15 protein-coding genes and 3 pseudogenes are annotated in these 16,207 nt (G+C 36.7%); 14 read left to right on the forward strand and 4 right to left on the reverse strand.

The annotated features are described in order from the left end of the window. Nucleotides 1-133: 133 nt before the first annotated feature. On the reverse strand, nucleotides 134-727 hold the full coding sequence (locus IEV74_RS12460; RefSeq protein WP_188455700.1) for a dihydrofolate reductase family protein: 594 nt from the start codon (nucleotides 725-727) through the stop codon (nucleotides 134-136). Nucleotides 728-1,087: 360 nt separating this feature from the next. Beyond that, a pseudogene (locus IEV74_RS12465) lies at nucleotides 1,088-1,268 on the reverse strand (hypothetical protein); the annotation flags it as partial. Between the two features lie 129 nt (nucleotides 1,269-1,397). On the opposite strand from IEV74_RS12465, the gene IEV74_RS12470 reads away from it, so the two are divergent. The 8 genes and pseudogenes from IEV74_RS12470 (at nucleotide 1,398) to IEV74_RS12505 (ending at nucleotide 9,016) form a co-directional block, all read left to right on the forward strand. Continuing rightward, nucleotides 1,398-1,916, forward strand: a complete 519-nt coding sequence (locus IEV74_RS12470; protein WP_188455701.1) for a TetR/AcrR family transcriptional regulator — start codon at nucleotides 1,398-1,400, stop codon at nucleotides 1,914-1,916. Nucleotides 1,917-1,988: 72 nt separating this feature from the next. Continuing rightward, a pseudogene (locus tag IEV74_RS12475) lies at nucleotides 1,989-2,943 on the forward strand (NAD-dependent epimerase/dehydratase family protein). A gap of 648 nt (nucleotides 2,944-3,591) precedes the next feature. After that, a complete protein-coding gene (locus IEV74_RS12480; protein WP_188455702.1) occupies nucleotides 3,592-4,146 on the forward strand; it encodes a GrpB family protein in 555 nt (184 codons plus the stop codon). 213 nt (nucleotides 4,147-4,359) lie between these two features. Next, nucleotides 4,360-5,127 carry a GNAT family protein gene (locus IEV74_RS12485; RefSeq protein WP_229683170.1) on the forward strand — a complete coding sequence of 256 codons (768 nt, stop codon included), beginning with the start codon at nucleotides 4,360-4,362 and terminating at the stop codon, nucleotides 5,125-5,127. 180 nt (nucleotides 5,128-5,307) lie between these two features. Continuing rightward, nucleotides 5,308-5,549 (forward strand): annotated as a pseudogene (locus IEV74_RS12490) (GNAT family N-acetyltransferase); the annotation flags it as partial. A gap of 729 nt (nucleotides 5,550-6,278) precedes the next feature. After that, nucleotides 6,279-6,323 (forward strand): erythromycin resistance leader peptide, encoded by a 45-nt coding sequence (locus tag IEV74_RS20025; protein ID WP_142301762.1) that lies wholly within the window; start codon nucleotides 6,279-6,281, stop codon nucleotides 6,321-6,323. A gap of 339 nt (nucleotides 6,324-6,662) precedes the next feature. Next, complete coding sequence (locus IEV74_RS12500; protein ID WP_188455703.1) at nucleotides 6,663-7,553, forward strand: putative RNA methyltransferase; 891 nt, start codon at nucleotides 6,663-6,665, stop codon at nucleotides 7,551-7,553. Beyond that, the gene (locus IEV74_RS12505; RefSeq protein WP_188455704.1) at nucleotides 7,553-9,016 is read left to right on the forward strand and encodes an Msr family ABC-F type ribosomal protection protein; all 1,464 of its coding nucleotides are present in this window, start codon (nucleotides 7,553-7,555) and stop codon (nucleotides 9,014-9,016) included. The genes IEV74_RS12500 and IEV74_RS12505 overlap by 1 nt, the downstream gene beginning before the upstream one ends. Before the next feature lie 247 nt (nucleotides 9,017-9,263). On the opposite strand, the gene IEV74_RS12510 is transcribed toward IEV74_RS12505, so the two are convergent. Continuing rightward, nucleotides 9,264-10,064 carry a GNAT family N-acetyltransferase gene (locus IEV74_RS12510; RefSeq protein ID WP_188455705.1) on the reverse strand — a complete coding sequence of 267 codons (801 nt, stop codon included), beginning with the start codon at nucleotides 10,062-10,064 and terminating at the stop codon, nucleotides 9,264-9,266. A 19-nt stretch (nucleotides 10,065-10,083) separates the two neighbouring features. Further along, entirely contained in the window at nucleotides 10,084-11,184 is a 1,101-nt protein-coding gene (gene rsgA / locus IEV74_RS12515) for a ribosome small subunit-dependent GTPase A (RefSeq protein WP_188455706.1), read from the reverse strand. Nucleotides 11,185-11,613: 429 nt separating this feature from the next. Between rsgA and IEV74_RS12520 the strand changes: the two genes are divergently transcribed. The 6 genes from IEV74_RS12520 to IEV74_RS12545 all read left to right on the forward strand — a co-directional run bounded on the left by IEV74_RS12520 (nucleotide 11,614) and on the right by IEV74_RS12545 (nucleotide 16,146). Next, complete coding sequence (locus tag IEV74_RS12520) at nucleotides 11,614-12,543, forward strand: bifunctional helix-turn-helix transcriptional regulator/GNAT family N-acetyltransferase (protein ID WP_188455707.1); 930 nt, start codon at nucleotides 11,614-11,616, stop codon at nucleotides 12,541-12,543. Nucleotides 12,544-12,683: 140 nt separating this feature from the next. Then, entirely contained in the window at nucleotides 12,684-13,148 is a 465-nt protein-coding gene (locus tag IEV74_RS12525) for a hypothetical protein (RefSeq protein ID WP_188455708.1), read from the forward strand. Further along, nucleotides 13,138-13,998, forward strand: a complete 861-nt coding sequence (locus IEV74_RS12530) for an alpha/beta fold hydrolase (protein WP_188455709.1) — start codon at nucleotides 13,138-13,140, stop codon at nucleotides 13,996-13,998. The genes IEV74_RS12525 and IEV74_RS12530 overlap by 11 nt, the downstream gene beginning before the upstream one ends. A 273-nt stretch (nucleotides 13,999-14,271) precedes the next feature. Next, nucleotides 14,272-14,823 carry a cupin domain-containing protein gene (locus tag IEV74_RS12535; RefSeq protein WP_188455710.1) on the forward strand — a complete coding sequence of 184 codons (552 nt, stop codon included), beginning with the start codon at nucleotides 14,272-14,274 and terminating at the stop codon, nucleotides 14,821-14,823. Between the two features lie 370 nt (nucleotides 14,824-15,193). Then, on the forward strand, nucleotides 15,194-15,376 hold the full coding sequence (locus IEV74_RS12540; RefSeq protein ID WP_188455711.1) for a hypothetical protein: 183 nt from the start codon (nucleotides 15,194-15,196) through the stop codon (nucleotides 15,374-15,376). 50 nt (nucleotides 15,377-15,426) lie between these two features. Further along, complete coding sequence (locus tag IEV74_RS12545; RefSeq protein ID WP_188455712.1) at nucleotides 15,427-16,146, forward strand: GNAT family N-acetyltransferase; 720 nt, start codon at nucleotides 15,427-15,429, stop codon at nucleotides 16,144-16,146. Nucleotides 16,147-16,207: the final 61 nt, after the last annotated feature.

A 16,207-nucleotide genomic window follows, 5' to 3' on the forward strand; every position in this document is an offset into this window, starting at 1 on the left:
CTGTAGTTATTTACCGACAAGATATTTTAAATTGTGCAATAAAAGGAACAATTTTACGATTGACATCCCCTTAAAATACAAGCCGCCCGTGAATGGGCGGTTTGTATTTTAGAGTTGTTCTCTGAGACATTAGTTACTGCTCTAGAACAGTCCGATACGTTGCGATGATGACACCTGTATCCGTGGTTACTGAATCAACTAGTTTAAGGTGTGCAAGCGAGCCATCACCAAGAAACAAGCGGCGTCCTTTACCAAGAACCAGCGGATGAATCATCAGCACGTACTCGTCGATTAAATCATGCTGCATTAATGACTGTACGAGCTCTCCGCTTCCGAAAATAACTATCGTCTTATTATGTTCCTTTTTGAGCTGGGCGACTGTTTCAGGAATGTTCCCTTTTAGGAGTATGGAATTTTCCCAGGGCAACGGTTCAACCATAGTAGTAGAGGCAACGAATTTCTCTACATTGCTGAGTGCTTTGGCAATAGATTGATCCCTGGACTGGTCTTTCCAGGCGTTTGCTAAACCTTCATAGGTGGTACGCCCAACCAGCAAAGACCATGAACTGCTCATATATTTGCTCTGTACCTTCATCATGACAGGATCATTCCCAGCCTCTGCCCAACCACCGTACTCGAAACCATCTCGTGTGTCCTCATCCGGCAGTCCGGGGCTTTGCATCACGCCATCGAGTGTCAAATGTTCGATTACTACGATTTTGCTCATTTCTTTCACTCTCCCTTTCTTAGTTCCCTTTCATAAGTCCCTTTATTATAGCACTTTTAAAAACCTTGGCTTCTTCTGGATTGCTATCTTGGATATATTATTCCAGAATAAGGCGCAACTTTAGAACAAGGGAATTGCATTATAACCATCTAAATGAAGTAATAATTTAGATTCGATTTTTGACAAAGATCTTTTCATGCAATGTATTACTTAACGTACGACTTTTTCGTTTTGCGAGGTGACCCTATGGTCGTCAAGTTTGTATAGAGAAATACTTAATGATTCGAGTGCGTTTATAGAGAGCCAAGCAGCTCACTTTTTGTTCTTTATTCAATGAAGGATTTTCGACTGCTGACATTGAATGTATATAGAGAGCAATAAACCCCAAATGAAATCAAAGTTTTTATTGCCAGCTATGAATTCCTCCGGTTTAATTGTCGGTAACGCATAGCTGCGCCAATGATAATCATAATGGCTAAAAAAATGTGAACCGAAACAGGGCATTCCATCCTAAATATTGACCAACCACTCCACCAAAAATATTATGGGTAATTTGGAAAGTGCCCTTGTTCTTCCTAAAATATATGAAGTATTGCACTTGAATTAGGTATTAAAGTTGGTTGTTATGTAATTGATCAATCAATAAATAACTGTGAGTAGGTGTTTACGTATGGTTAGACCAAAAAAGGAAAATCGTAAGGAAGATATACTTGAGGCTGGAATAGAAGTTTTTGCAAAAAGAGGTTATTATAATACAACAACTGCACTCATTGCAGAAAAAGCGGGTATATCTCAACCTTATGTCTTTAAATTTTTTAAAACAAAGGAAGACTTGTTTATCGCGGCATTAGATAGGGCATTTGAACGAATCATTCAAACCTTTGAAAGTGTAGAGGCAAGCCAAGACCATCTGGTCACCAAAATGATTGGCGCATATAAAGGGTTGTCTGAATCAAATCCCAATGAAATTTCGTTGCAGGTGATATGTTTTTCAGTGACGGAAGAGGCAATACAACAATCTATAAGGAAAGGCTTGTCACGTATTAGAAATTATACGCTGGAAAGGTTTCAGTCGGCAGGAATTCCAAATGCGGATAGAGAAGTCACGACATTTTTGGCAAGGGGGATACTCTGTAATATTTCCTTTTTCATAGATTTACCTGAACTTATTGACGGTGAACAAAGCTGATGAGGTATTGTCATCGGTTTTTTTACTCAAATTTAGTTATTGATTGATCACTAAATAAAAGGGGATGGGATTATGAAAACTGCAATTGTATTAGGAGCAACTGGTGGAACTGGTCAGGTTATCGTCTCAGAATTACTAGAGAGACAGATAGAAGTCATTGCTTTCGGGCGTTCCGAAAGTAAATTGAAAACATTAATGGAGGAGCACGATTTTGACCAACGACTGTCATACAAACTGGGAAATATATTTGATCATCAAACTATTGTTGACGCGGCAAAAGACGCAGATGTTATATTCCAATGCGCCAACGTTAAATATCAAGAGATGGAGTGAAAACTTCATTTGCTTGGGGAAAGTGTAATGAAATCAGCAGATATTTTGAAGATGAGGATTGTTATTGTAGATGGTATCTATGTACGGACATCAAGTTGCAAAAGGAGATGAAAATCATCCACAACAGCCACACACGAAAAAAGGTAAGTTACGAGTAGAATTTGAGAAATTAATATTTAGTAACAAATGGGAGAATGCAAAGGCATTAATTGTAAGGCTGCCAGATTATTATGGTGCTACCTCAAATAATTCCTATTTACAGCCCACATTGGAAGGGTTGGCAGCTCATAAGATTTCTATATTTATTGGGAATATGAATACACCACGGGAATATGTATATTTACCAGATGCAGCAAAGATGATTGTAAATATAGCAGAAAAAGACGATGCTTATGGAGAAAACTGGAATATACCTGGATCAGGATTGATATCAGGTAAGGAAATTGTCCAAATAGCTCGTAAGGTAACTGAAAATCGAAAGTTGGTCATCCCTTTAAATAAAACTGCTATTCGTTTAATTGGCGTGTTTGATCCATTTATGAGGGAGATGGTTGAGATCATGTACCTCACCAAAGAGGGGTTTGTTCTGAGTGGGGAAAAATATGAAAAACGGATCGGCCCCATACCAGCAACAACCTTCAAAAAAGGTCTTGAAGAAACATTAGGACTGTTAATGCATAATAAAAAACATTAAACGGTTAAGCGGTAGGGGTTGATGGAGAGCTGAAGAGAGTGAGGTCCCAATTTAGGGAGTGGCAACGGTTCGCGAAAAAACAGGAATCGTTGCCGTTTCCCACCGGCTTAATGGTTTTTCTTTACAAGGCGGAAGATATTAAAAAATTAATATTTTGGCGGGTTTGGTATTGGATGTTGTCAATGTGTTGAATGGGTGATTCTTGTAACCCAAACAAAAAAACACATTGATAATATGGGATTAGAAATAAAATGGTGTAGCGGGTAAATATGTTCCACTATTACGAAGCAAATATTATTTTATCAAGAATGACTTCACTATTTGAATAGTGTATCCTACTGCAAGGATTCAATTAATGCAATAACACATTAGAATTAACAAAGATTTAAGATCATTGTTAAGATGCTAAAGGGTCAGTTTTTAAAAGTTTATACATTTTTTAGAAATGTTTCAGATGAAGTTTAGAATTACTTGTTAAAGTAGTAGTGCGGAAAGGTAGATAGCATGCTGTATCAAGTAATTGTAGTTTTTCTAAACTGCGTTTGTTTCAGATAAGTATGTTTTTAAGAAAATGAAGTAGGGTGATTTTATGATACAAATGATTGTAGGCAGGTATTAGTATATTTTGAGTTAAAAAGGATGAGATAAGTGAAAAATAGACATGAAAGCGCGAACGTTCCTGTTTGGGCAATAGAGGCGGTAGAAATACAAAAGAACAATCCTAAGTGGTTAGATAAAGGTGCTAAGGAGAGAGAAACCCTTTACAAATTACTGTCCCCTTTTGGTATCAAAGAAGTTGAGCATATAGGTAGTACATCTATTCCCCATTTACCAGCTAAACCGATCATTGATTTAATGGCATCTATTTCGTCCATGAATCAACTGAAGAAAATTAGGGACGTATTGACAACTGACGGTTGGCATTATGTATCACCTGAGTTAGATATGCAACCATGGAGAAGATTTTTTGTAAAAGTAAAGAATGATAAAAGGTTCGCGCATTTACATCTTGTGAAAATAGGAGAAAAGCGCTGGGAAGAGCGACTGAGATTTCGTAATATATTAAGAGCAAACCCATATTTAGTTGATGAATATACAGTAGTAAAAAATGAACTAGCAAAAAAATTTAGAAATGATAGAGAAGCATATACAGAAGCTAAAACGGATTTTATCAACCGTGTATTAAGTATTTATCATGAATAGATATACAATGGATAAATATACAAAAAAAGGAGCAACTATAAAGAATATAGAAAAGAAAACCCATATGAACTAGAGAGGATTTGTTTAAGCATAAGTGAATTAAATCTATTTACGTTATCGTATTTTAACTCTTTTGCGATAGGGAGCGAGAATTGAAAACGGTTTGTGCCGAATTTTTCTTTAAAAGGTCCGGTTTTTTAAAAGGGGATAAGTTTGGAAAGGTTGTTATATATGGATGGAAAATATGCTTTGGTAACATTAGAAGCACGACCAGATTTGAAAGATGAAATAAATAAATTGCATAATATCGGATGGATAAACTTTATGAGGGAGGATCCAATAGCGGTAAAATATTGGAGTGAATTACTTTCTTATTTTCCTGAGTTCCAATATATTTTATTGAATGAAGAATTTAAGCCTATGGCTTGTGGTAATTCAATTCCTTTTTATTGGGATGGTAATGAAGATAGTTTACCTGCAGGATGGGATAATGTTTTTGAAAAAGGAATATTAGATTTTCGAAATAATATACAATCTAATTCCCTGTCGGCGTTATCCATTGTCATTCATCCGGAATTTAGAGGTAAAGGTTTAAGTGAGATTATGGTAAAGGAAATGAAAGGCTTGGCTATTAAAAATAATTTAAAGAATATGGTAGCTCCAGTTCGACCTTCGCTAAAAGAAATGTATCCACTTATACCTATGGAAGAATATATAAATTGGGAGCGAGAAGATAATATGCCTTTTGATTCTTGGATTCGAACACATGTAAAGACGGGTGCTTCAATCATAAAAGTGGCAGAAGAATCTATGGTTATTCCGGCTTCAGTTAAAGAATGGGAAGGGTGGACAGGTATGAAGTTTCCTTCTTCCGGAAGCTATATTATAAATGGGGGATTAGTACCATTGGAAATCGATAAACCGGCTAATGTAGGGAGTTACATCGAACCTAATGTATGGTTGAGGCATCATTTAGATTAAAGAATCATAATGACATCAAAGTGACCCTGGAAGTTGACGACGCTAACACCACTAATGCAGCTCGGGTTTTTGAAAAATTAGGTATGAAAATGGAATTTAGCTCAGTGCAGTGGAAGTTGCCTGTGTAACTTTGCTTAACTAGGGTGTCTTTGTATCTCCCTTTTTCTGCTAATGGGCCCCGTGTCCATAAGTAAAAGTTATAGAGGCATGGGAATTGGGAAAGCACTTTTAAAGGCATTATTAGTCTGGGCAGAAAAGAACCCTTTAATAGAAAAAGTATGTTTAGGAGTTTTTTCAACAAATCAGAGAGCAATTTCCCTATACAAGAAGATGGGTTTTTAGAAGAAGGTCGTAAAATTAAAGAATTCAAGTTAAATGATGGTGAATATATTGATGATATTATTATGTACAAATTTGTGTAATGACTTAATATGCTAATAGGTGGGTTAGTTAAGCAAACCAAAGAAGGGGGCGGATGTGTGGAAAGGTGGTTTGTTTTGCCTTTCTTTATTTTTGTCTATTTACCTTACCTTTTGTTTATACTTCAAAGGTGTGCTTATACGTTGAAGGATTCAACAAAGAGAAAAAAAACGAACGATCGACTCAATCCGAAAATTCATTAGGTTTAGGGAATATCAAAATATTGAATGGCAAATCGCTACTTCGTATATAAGCGTACCTTACAAATAGAAGTCGACAACTCGTACAGATGGGGTTTTTTTTGAAAAAAGGATAAATACTACTATCCCCACTTTTGAAAACTTCGCGAAGCCGTACGCACAAAAAAGCCTGATTACTATATCATCGGAAAACGTGAAGGCGATTACAAATTATATGAAAAACAAACCCCCACATGTTATCGCGTCTGATAGTGAAACCATCATTACAAGTGCATACAAAAGAGAAAAGCTCGAGGTAAATGTTATTTTAGGTCTTTCAATCTTTCCCTGAGTTATAGGGGAATGCGTCCGGGTCACCTTTAAACATGGGATATGTCGATCTGAATGGTGGTATATTCGTAACCTCTATACCGATCTAAGTTAGACACCATTGTTTTTATCATCACCAGCAATATGGTTTTGACTTTTAATGGCATGTCGTTTATAATTCAAGTTGAATATAAAAAACGTTATGAGGAGAATTATTAAAAAATGACACATGCAATGAGACTACGATTCCCAACTTTGAACCAGTAATTGAATACTGTCAAAGGCTCTGTTTGTGGAAACAGAGTAAACGGGATTGGTCTGTTCTTTTTTAATAACCTTCATTTATTTGTCCTATAATTATCCGTTTGCCCGCTATATGAATTTTTAGTTAATGCTTACTGATATGGGGGATTATAAAATAATGTATTGAAAGGCAGCTGTTTCTGCCTTTCTTTATTTTTGTCTAATTTACCTAACCTTTCGGGTTTATTCATTGATGGCTACAAATGCTCCCTAATGAAATAAAGATTGGTCCTTTCCTTTTACTCTCAGATCACAGGCAGATGCTTGTGATTTTTTATTATTATTGAAAGGAAGTGGGAAACAATGACCAATCAAGAAAAAAGTGCTGAAATAGTAAGAAAAAATATTCATGTATTTAGGTGTCCACTTTGTCATAGTCCAATGAAAGTTAATGCTTTAAAAAGCATTATTTGTCTTAACAATCATACCTTTGATTTTGCCAAATGGGGCTATATAAATATGATGATTCGTCATTCAAATGGTCATTACGAAAAAAAGTTATTTGAAGCAAGACAAAAAATAATTACGGGGGGTGAATTATACCCATTGCTGCATCACAAGATTTCAGGGATTATCAAGATGCATTCGGATGTATCCAATAATCAACCTGTCATGCTTGATCTCGGTTGTGGTGAGGGTTCTCATTTACAAAAGATTTTGGATAAATGCAATGATGCGATAACAGGCATTGGGTTAGATATTTCAAAGGAAGGCATTATATTGGCAGCCAAAAAATATAAAAATTCCATCTGGATTGTCGGAGATTTAGTAAATACACCATTTGCTGATCAATCTGGCCACATTATTTTGAATATCCTGTCTCCGGCAAATTATATGGAGTTTAAAAGAATCTTGGCCCCTGCAGGTATCGTGGTTAAAGTTGTTCCTAATGCTAATTATCTAAAGGAACTACAGGATGTACTTTTCATGAATAATAATAAGAAGAATTATGACAACGATGATACAGTATCTCTTTTCAAACAACACTTTGAACTAGTGGAATATTCCAAACTAAGCTATTCCAAGGAATTAAACCAAACAGAGTTATTAAATCTGGTTCAAATGTCTCCACTTGCCTGGAACGCTAGTAAAGAAAAAATAGATACATTTATGAATCAAAGTTCTTCTAACATAACAGTTGATATCGATATTTTAGTTGGAGTCAATAGGCATCCGAAAGGAGGTTTAAAGTAATGGAAAACGTATGCATTGAGTTAGAGAATATTGAACTTTCTTTTTTAGATAAATTAGTATTAAATATCCCTCGACTTGCGATACACCAATTTGATCGCATCGGTATTGTTGGGAAAAATGGAGCAGGAAAAAGTACGCTCCTAAAACTGATTTCGGGTCAAATAACTCCTGATAAAGGGAACATGAAACGATTTATTGAATTTGCCTATTTTGATCAATTAGCAGAAGCGGATGATAAAGATGTTAATTATGGGGTAATGGGTAAACTATCCATTCCAAAAACAGCCATCCAAAACTTTAGTGGTGGTGAGTTGACAAGGCTGAAGCTTGCGGATCTTTTTTCAAATTATCATGAAGGTATGCTGATTGATGAACCAACTACTCATCTTGATGAAAAAGGGATAAAATTCTTATTGGATGAACTAACTTATTACTATGGGGCACTTGTTCTTGTTAGTCACGACCGGTATGTATTGGATCACCTGGTAACGAAAATTTGGGAAATAGAAGGCGGAAGTGTGACGGAATATACAGGTAACTATTCCGATTATGTAGCGCAAAAGGAACTTTCTAAAAAGCAGCAGCATGAACAGTATGAAAAGTATGTAAAAGAGAAGTCACGACTAATGCAGGCAGCGGAGGCAAAAATGAAAAAGGCTGAAAAGGTTACACAAGTAAGTAAACGTGTTTCGAAAAAAGAGGTTAAAGCAAAGGCAAATAAAATGTTTATGACAAAGTCAAAAGATACGAGCCAAAAAGGAATCCAAAGAGCTGCGAAAGCACTTGAGCAGAGGGTGGAACAAATGGATGTGGTGGAAGCCCCAATAACAGAAAGCATGATTCGTTTTCACCAGCCACAGTCACTTCAGATGCATAATAAATTTCCAATTATGGCGGATCGATTGACGCTCACTTGTGGTGATAAGTTGCTTCTCAAAGAAGTCAGCTTTCAGTTTCCGTTGGGGCGTACCATTGCCATAACAGGAGATAATGGTTCGGGAAAAACAACGTTACTTCATCATATAATACAGGACGGCAAGGGACTTACGATTTCCCCGAAAGTAGTATTTGGAGTGTATGAACAGATGGATTATCAATTCTACAAAGATGAGACGGTTCTCGCCTATATGAAAGCTAGAAGTGACTATGATGAAGGCAGGATTCGATCTTCCCTGCATGCTATGGGTATTACAGGCAATGAGTTAAAAAAGAATGTCCGCCATTTAAGTGGAGGGGAAGCAATTCGGGTGGTCCTCTGTCACCTTTTCTTGGGAAGATTCAATGTATTAATTTTGGACGAACCAACCAATTTTTTGGATGTTTTCTGCATTGAAGCATTGGAACAATTTCTGGAAGGATATGATGGAACTGTTCTAATTATCTCACACGACCAAACGTTTATTGGGCGGGTTGCGGATGTTGTATACGAGATTGATGGTCAGAAATTAAGGCTTAGAAACTGAAGAAGTGGGAACTTTCCCATTTCTTCAGTTTTCTTTACCTGGCGGGGAGTTTTCATTGTTTGATTTGGTAATACTTTACACATTACATTCTAGTTTATGCATTTTTGTAAATGCTTTAGATTGAGTTTAAGGGTGTAGATTAAACATTTTAATATTTTTATAAGTATAAAGCATTTTTGTATAATACAAGAATATAATCTGTCCGACCTACCTTTAAATTTTCTTTTTAGAAATATTTACAATTTTTCTATTTCAATTTCATCCAGTATGAATTAATGTATACAGTTTCGAAACCAAGCTTTTGCATATTATTGTGGCTGATAGAACCAAACTCTACATCTGTATATAATTTTTCTAATCCTAGTTCTTTAGCTTTATTAATTCTGTACATTAATAAAGCCTTTTGACTTCCCATTCCCCTAAAATCCTCGAAAGTATAATCATTAGCAATGTATCCTTCATTGCCCTCGATAAAAAGTGATCCCATACTTGCAACTTTTTCTTTAATATAGGAAATAACATTACAAAAATTAGGTTTATAAAAATAGGGTGCTTTTCTTTCTATTACAGATGCATCAATATCCATGCCGTCATTGGATTCTATTACTATGTTAATAAATTGTTCGGCATTTTCTTCTGTTACTTCGACGATATCCATTTCCGTTATAAAATCTTCATATGATCTGGGAATTAACTGCATAAATGCCACTTGCTTTGCGACTTTATAACCATGATTTACTAAGGCCATTGCCACTTCCTCATTTATATTATTTGGTGTCGTGTCAAAGCATGGATTAATGTTTTGTTCTGTATAGATATCCAATATTTGTTCTAGTTTATCTATATCCTTCAACCCAAATCCCTTTACTCTATTGTAATAAATAGAGGATGGGCTATTTGGCTCGTAAATTAACCGGCAGTCCCCGATTTTCTTTACTTCTAATTGTTTGTCAATGCTTGATAAAGCTCTTTTGGAATTGAAAGCAGTTAATTGAATTTCCATATCCTCTATTTTACTGACTTGTTCCAGTATTTTATTACTTCGCATGATGAAACCCCCATTGGATTTATTTAGTGTGGTGAAATTTTCGGTTTAATTTCTTTTTCTCTTTCATCGCTTTTCGTCCACTCTTCATGCCGCCAAATTCTTTGAAGATTTCATTAAGCTTTTCATTCTCGATTTGCCTAGAAGTTAATCCATCATATTTAGCTTCTTTTTTAAGTTTTAAATAGCTTTCAAACCTATCCCGTGGAAGCAAGCCGGTACTTATGGCCTCATTCACAGCGCATTTTGGCTCACTTGTATGAGTACAGTCGTTAAATTTACACTTAGCTGCCAGCCCATCGATGTCAGTAAAGGTTCTAGATAAATCAGCACTTTCTATTCCAAGTTCTCTCATTCCAGGTGTATCAATAACAACACCGCCATTGGGAATAACAAACATCTCTCTTCTGGTTGTCGTATGCCTACCTTTATCGTCATTTCGTATTCCATTCGTTTCAAGAATATTTTCACCAATCATTTTATTAATCAAGGTAGACTTCCCAACACCTGAGGATCCTATAAATGCAATCGTTTTTCCACTTCCAAGGTAATTTTTAACGGGTAAGGAACCGTCCTCGCTTATACTTGAGGTAACTATTACATCCACTCCCATAGAAACAGTTTCAATTTCTATTAGCTTTTGAGATAGATCATGGCATAAGTCCGATTTAGTAAGTACGATAACGGGTGTCGCTCCACTTCCCCAGGTAATTCCAAGGTAGCGTTCTATTCTGCGAATGTTAAAATCATTATTTAAAGACATACAGATAAACACAGTATCAATATTTGCAGCCACAATTTGTTCTTCATTTGATTTACCCGCTGCCTTTCTGATAAATGCGCTTTTCCTTGTGAGTACGTTATGGATGATTGCATTTCCACGACTGTCTTCAGTTCGATCAACCATAACGAAATCACCTACTGCGGGGTAGTCGCAAACAGTTTTTACCACAAAACGGAATTTACCAGATATTTCCGCAGTTAGGTCTCCATTATCCGTTACAACCTTGTATATATTTTTGTATTGGGAAATAACTCTTCCAATATAAAGCCCTTTATATAATGTAGACTCAGTTACAAATCGTTGGCTAAGTCCTAAATTTTCCATACTAATATAATTCAATTTTTTATCCTCCTGAAGTTTTTTTGAATTTCATATAAACTTCTTTTGGGAGGCTATACACTGGTTACTTCGCGTACCCCTCCCGGGCTGCTGCAATGCTATTTTTAAACATAAAATACCAACACCTTTCATTATTGATAGTAATAAAATCCCCTAATTAAAAAAGGGGGTATCTTATTACTATTTGACTATAACTGATACTATAACAAAAAGGCAAATAGATGGGTTTAAATGGCAGTATATCAAACAGGAGATTGTGTGAAACAACATTCTCTAAGGAGTATGTTTCAAAATACCATCATGCCATTTCAATATTTAAAAATGAGTAACTGCGCACAGTGACTAGATCAAGGAATAGCTATTTTTGCAATTTATTTGACTTTGGCAACAAAATATACGATAATAGCAATTAAATAAGGAGGCATTTATATGTCAATAAATACTTTTGAAGATCAAGTTAAGGCTATTCGTCATTTCAATCGCTTTCTCACCAGACAAATTGGCGTGCTAAGAGAAGGATTGCTCCACAGTCCCTATTCACTTGCTGAATCCCGTATCATTTTTGAACTCGCAAACCATGAAAGTTTGACATCTTCAGACCTTATGAATGAATTAGGGCTTGATGCAGGATACCTGAGCAGGATTGTAACGGGTCTTGAAGATAAAGGACTAGTGGAGAAAACTCGTGCAGAGAAAGATGGTCGTCAGCGTCTTCTCTGTCTTACTTCCAAGGGCAAAGATGCTTTTGAATTGCTCGATAACCGTTCCCGTGATGAAGTAACCGAAATGCTTAATGATCTATCTGTAAGGGATCAACAACGGCTTTTTACGTCCATGAAAAACATTGAGGAAGTTTTTAGTAAAGGCTTTAAATATTCAGAACCCTACGTTTTACGCCCTCATGAACCGGGCGACATGGGGTGGGTCACACATCGTCACGGTGTTCTATACTCCAAGGAATATAATTGGGATGAGCGTTTTGAAGCGCTTGTTGCACAAATCGTATCGGATTTTGTAAATAACTACAATCCGAAAAAAGAACGGTGTTGGATCGCGGAGATGGATGGTGAAATTGTCGGATCAGTCTTTGTTGTACAGGAGAGTGAAAAGATTGCGAAACTACGACTGCTTCTTGTCGAACCGAAAGCGCGGGGGCTTGGTCTTGGGACCCGTCTTGTTGAAGAATGTATTCGTTTTTCAAGACGAAATGGTTATGAAAAGCTTGTACTTTGGACTAATAGTGTGCTTGGGGCGGCTCGTCATACCTATAAGAAGTTGGGATTTGAACTAGTTGGTGAGGAAAAACATCACAGCTTTGGTCATGACCTCAATGGCGAGACTTGGGAGCTATTATTATGAATCAATTTCTCACAAGTGATTCTAAAGAGAAATTATGACAGCCCTTACGCCCCATGACGAATTCACAATTAAATCCTTATACATCCAATTCAAGGTATAATTGGAATATGTAACGTGGATACTGCATTTCATATCCTGGAATGGGGCAGCAGGAAGGATTGGTACTCTGTTATTTTCAGTATGCTTTAGAACAAACAAGGCTGGTTGTCACAGAGAATCAGAAAAAGGAGACCAATATAGATACACTACGGAATTTTTTGACATACTGGTCGACTAAAAATGGTGATGCTGCTTCCTTAATGAGTATGATAGGCATTTATTTAGAAGGTGTACAGGACAAGGAGTTGCATGCAATCTCGAAGGAAAGAAGTTCACTTATCGACAATGAGGTACAAAGGATTCTTCAAGCTAGTATGGACAAGGGTGAGATTGCGAGAATGAATGTGAAAGAAACATCCTTTTTGCTGCAATCTTCCGTATTGGGAGCTGTGATGCTTTGGCTGCACAACCAAGATAAAACGCTAAAGGTACTCATTGAACTTTGCATTGGTCGGGTTATCGGGATTGGCCATGGAAAGGAAGTGATCATAGAAGATGCTAGGTAACTCATGCGAAATAAATTCGTTTGAACTGAATATAAACAAGATAAACATTCGATGTTACACAGCTGGGGAAACTGGACTACCTGTTATTCTTCTCCATGGGGCAGGTGTTGACTCGGCCGATATCTCCTGGAGTGAGGTAATAGGACCTTTATCGGAAACGCACCGTGTATTTGCGCCTGATTTACCCGGGTATGGAGCAAGCGATAAACCAGAAATAGAATATTCACTTCCGTTTTATATGGATTTTTTGAAACAATTCATGGTTACACTAAATTTAGATCAAGCTAGTTTGATTGGTTTGTCACTAGGTGGTGGGATATCTTTTGGATTCGCGCTTGAATATCCATTACAAGTGGACAATTTGATATTGGTAGATGCGTGGGGCCTATTCAGGATACTCCCATATCACCGTCTATCCTATTGGTATACAAAGTCGTTCTTCAATGAATTATCGTATAAATGGTCTGGGAAAAGCAGGAGGTTTGTGAAATGGACGCTTCTAAATAGATTGTTTGGTAATCCGGACAACCTTTCAGAAGAACTCGTAGATGAAGTGTACGAGATTTTAAAGGCTCCTGATGCAGGGAAAGCATTCATTTCATTTCAGAGAAGTGAAATTACAAAAACAGGTCTTCGTACGAATTTGGCGGGAAGATTTGCTGAATTAAAAATCCCAACATTAATCGTTCATGGTACTGATGATACGAGTGTTCCTGTCAGATATGCGAAAGATGCGCATAAAAATATACAAGGATCAGAGATTTATCTGATGGAAGGGTGCAAACATTGGCCACAAAAAGAGAGACCAGAGGAATTTACTGAAGCTATAACAAAATTTTTGCTGAAATAGAATGAGCTAATTCTTTCGGTTTTCCAATTTCGTTTTGTCGAATAAAGCAGTATCCTTGGAGATTATCCCGATATATATGCTATAAACACTTTCATCATAACATTTTTCATTACCCTGGTGTCAAAATTAAATAGAATAATGCCTTACATAAAGTTGGAGTCTTTATATTTGGTTGAAAAATGAACTTATCAGCTAAACGTGGATGCGATTAATTTCAGCAGCACTTCATTCACATATCGGATTCAACTAATCCAAAAAGGGGAAAAGGGGAGAATGGTGCAGAAATTTAACGATATAAATACTATTGAAATTGGTAAAGAGCTTGTCCACCCTGACGGAAGAACGGTAACTTTTTTAAAAAAGGGGCAGGATGAAGATGGAGATTATATTACATTAAGGCATCGAATGACACAGCAGGGAGCGATTAATGGACCGCATTCGCATCCAATTTTGAAAGAAACGTTTAGGATTATGGAGGGAAGAATGCGTTTTATAGTGGATGGACAGGAAATTACGCTTTCGGAAGGTGAAGAAATAACCGTACACCCTGAACAAGTTCATCAATTTTGGAATATAAGCAAAGGAAATTTGGTGGCTATCCACGAAATTCGCCCACCAGGACGACATTGGAAAATGTTTGTCCTGATGCACAAATTAGAGTGTGAAGGCAAACTAGCCAAAAACGGAATGCCACGAAATCCTCTTTGGCTTGGAGTAGCATGGGATTGTATTGATGGTTATCTTGATGGCCCGCCACGATTTATCCAGAAGCTTGTACTCGGGGGATTGGCGAAATTAGCTGGAAAGCTTGGCTATAAAATATAAGGAGCAATAGCCAAATAAAAACTAGCATTCATAACATCAAGTTCGACACCATGCCCAATAACATCACGTTTATGAGGCAGACATCGTAAGTTGGGGGAATGGATCAAAGTTGTAACATTTGAAAATGGGGACTTACGTGATCCAAATGTGATAAAGCAAATAATTGATAACCTTTCACAAGAGAATTTTCACTCAATTAGAGTGTGTTTAATAAATAACTTAAAAATATTTCTAATTGAGTTAACGGTCAGTAAAACAAAACGGAAGAAACTCAAAAATGGGGTTTCCTATCATTTTTATGCATTATCAACATTAAGATTTAACACCGCATAAAATTTAAACAAAACTTTGATCAAAGGGGTTATTAAATATGTCTAAAGATGTTATTGCCATAGTTGCTATAGTTTCTGCTGTGATATGGATTGCGGTATCTCGTGAGGCTGTAAAACCTTCAAAAGAGATACATTGGCGTAAAATGGTAATATTATTGTCTGCAGGATCCTTATCTGCATTCGTTATAACCATTTCGCTTTTTCAAGGTCTGCCGTTTTAGTTCCGTCTGAAACGGGGCATATGTTGAACATATGAATTGGAGGATTTTCTATGGGGGGAAAAATAGAGTTAAAAAAAGCTGTTGATTTTTTTGTACGTGGTGAGTTTTTCTGCAGCCGCCGACCAGCGAGCCAAATATATGATTACGATTCAATAAAACATCTTGCATTTGGTACAACTGTTGCTGGCCGAACGGATGAGTTTTTCGTTTATAATGCAAATCCTGCTCCCGTTATGGAAACGATAAATAAACAAGGCGCCAAAAAAGACTATTGGCTTACTGTGTTTTCTGATGAAAAGCCGTATCGTTATGATGCGTGGGGATATACCGTAAAAAGTACCGATTTCCTTATGAGTTTAAATCTGGATAGCTGGACGTTTGAAATAGAAAATAAGATTATAAAGCATGTCAAAACCGAGGAAGAAGCTCGGCGCATCAATCAATTTTTCGATAAGACTGTGATCGATCTTACAAAATTAGATGATCCAAATCTGCATTATTACGTTGGTGAGGAAAATGGGCATCCGGTATCTCATGGAAGCTATTTCCTATTGGATAATACGGTATGTTTTCTAGATAATGTATTTACCTCAAAAATTCATAGGCGCAAAGGAATGGCTGAAGCACTTTGCCGAAAAATGCTTATGGATGCCAAACAGGAAGGCGCTGTCAGGAGTGTACTCGCTTCCAGTCAGATGGGGCATTCCTTATACCTGAACTTGGGTTATCAGGATATATCAAAAATGTGGGTGTTTGAGAAGCAATCCTAAACAAAAGGGTATGACTATTTAATTAGAATCTTGCCAATATCGTTCAAAGGTTCGTTTAATT

Source organism: Virgibacillus oceani, from assembly GCF_014638995.1.
In the GTDB taxonomy this organism is placed as follows: Bacteria; Bacillota; Bacilli; order Bacillales; family Amphibacillaceae; genus Virgibacillus_E; species Virgibacillus_E oceani.

Coding starts and splice junctions, on each gene's coding strand:
- IEV74_RS12460 (WP_188455700.1), bottom strand. CDS start 727: ATGAGCAAAATCGTAGTAATCGAACATTTGACACTCGATGGCGTGATG.
- IEV74_RS12470 (WP_188455701.1), top strand. CDS start 1,398: ATGGTTAGACCAAAAAAGGAAAATCGTAAGGAAGATATACTTGAGGCT.
- IEV74_RS12500 (WP_188455703.1), top strand. CDS start 6,663: ATGACCAATCAAGAAAAAAGTGCTGAAATAGTAAGAAAAAATATTCAT.
- IEV74_RS12505 (WP_188455704.1), top strand. CDS start 7,553: ATGGAAAACGTATGCATTGAGTTAGAGAATATTGAACTTTCTTTTTTA.
- IEV74_RS12510 (WP_188455705.1), bottom strand. CDS start 10,064: ATGCGAAGTAATAAAATACTGGAACAAGTCAGTAAAATAGAGGATATG.
- IEV74_RS12520 (WP_188455707.1), top strand. CDS start 11,614: ATGTCAATAAATACTTTTGAAGATCAAGTTAAGGCTATTCGTCATTTC.
- IEV74_RS12525 (WP_188455708.1), top strand. CDS start 12,684: ATGGGGCAGCAGGAAGGATTGGTACTCTGTTATTTTCAGTATGCTTTA.
- IEV74_RS12530 (WP_188455709.1), top strand. CDS start 13,138: ATGCTAGGTAACTCATGCGAAATAAATTCGTTTGAACTGAATATAAAC.
- IEV74_RS12535 (WP_188455710.1), top strand. CDS start 14,272: ATGGTGCAGAAATTTAACGATATAAATACTATTGAAATTGGTAAAGAG.
- IEV74_RS12540 (WP_188455711.1), top strand. CDS start 15,194: ATGTCTAAAGATGTTATTGCCATAGTTGCTATAGTTTCTGCTGTGATA.
- IEV74_RS12545 (WP_188455712.1), top strand. CDS start 15,427: ATGGGGGGAAAAATAGAGTTAAAAAAAGCTGTTGATTTTTTTGTACGT.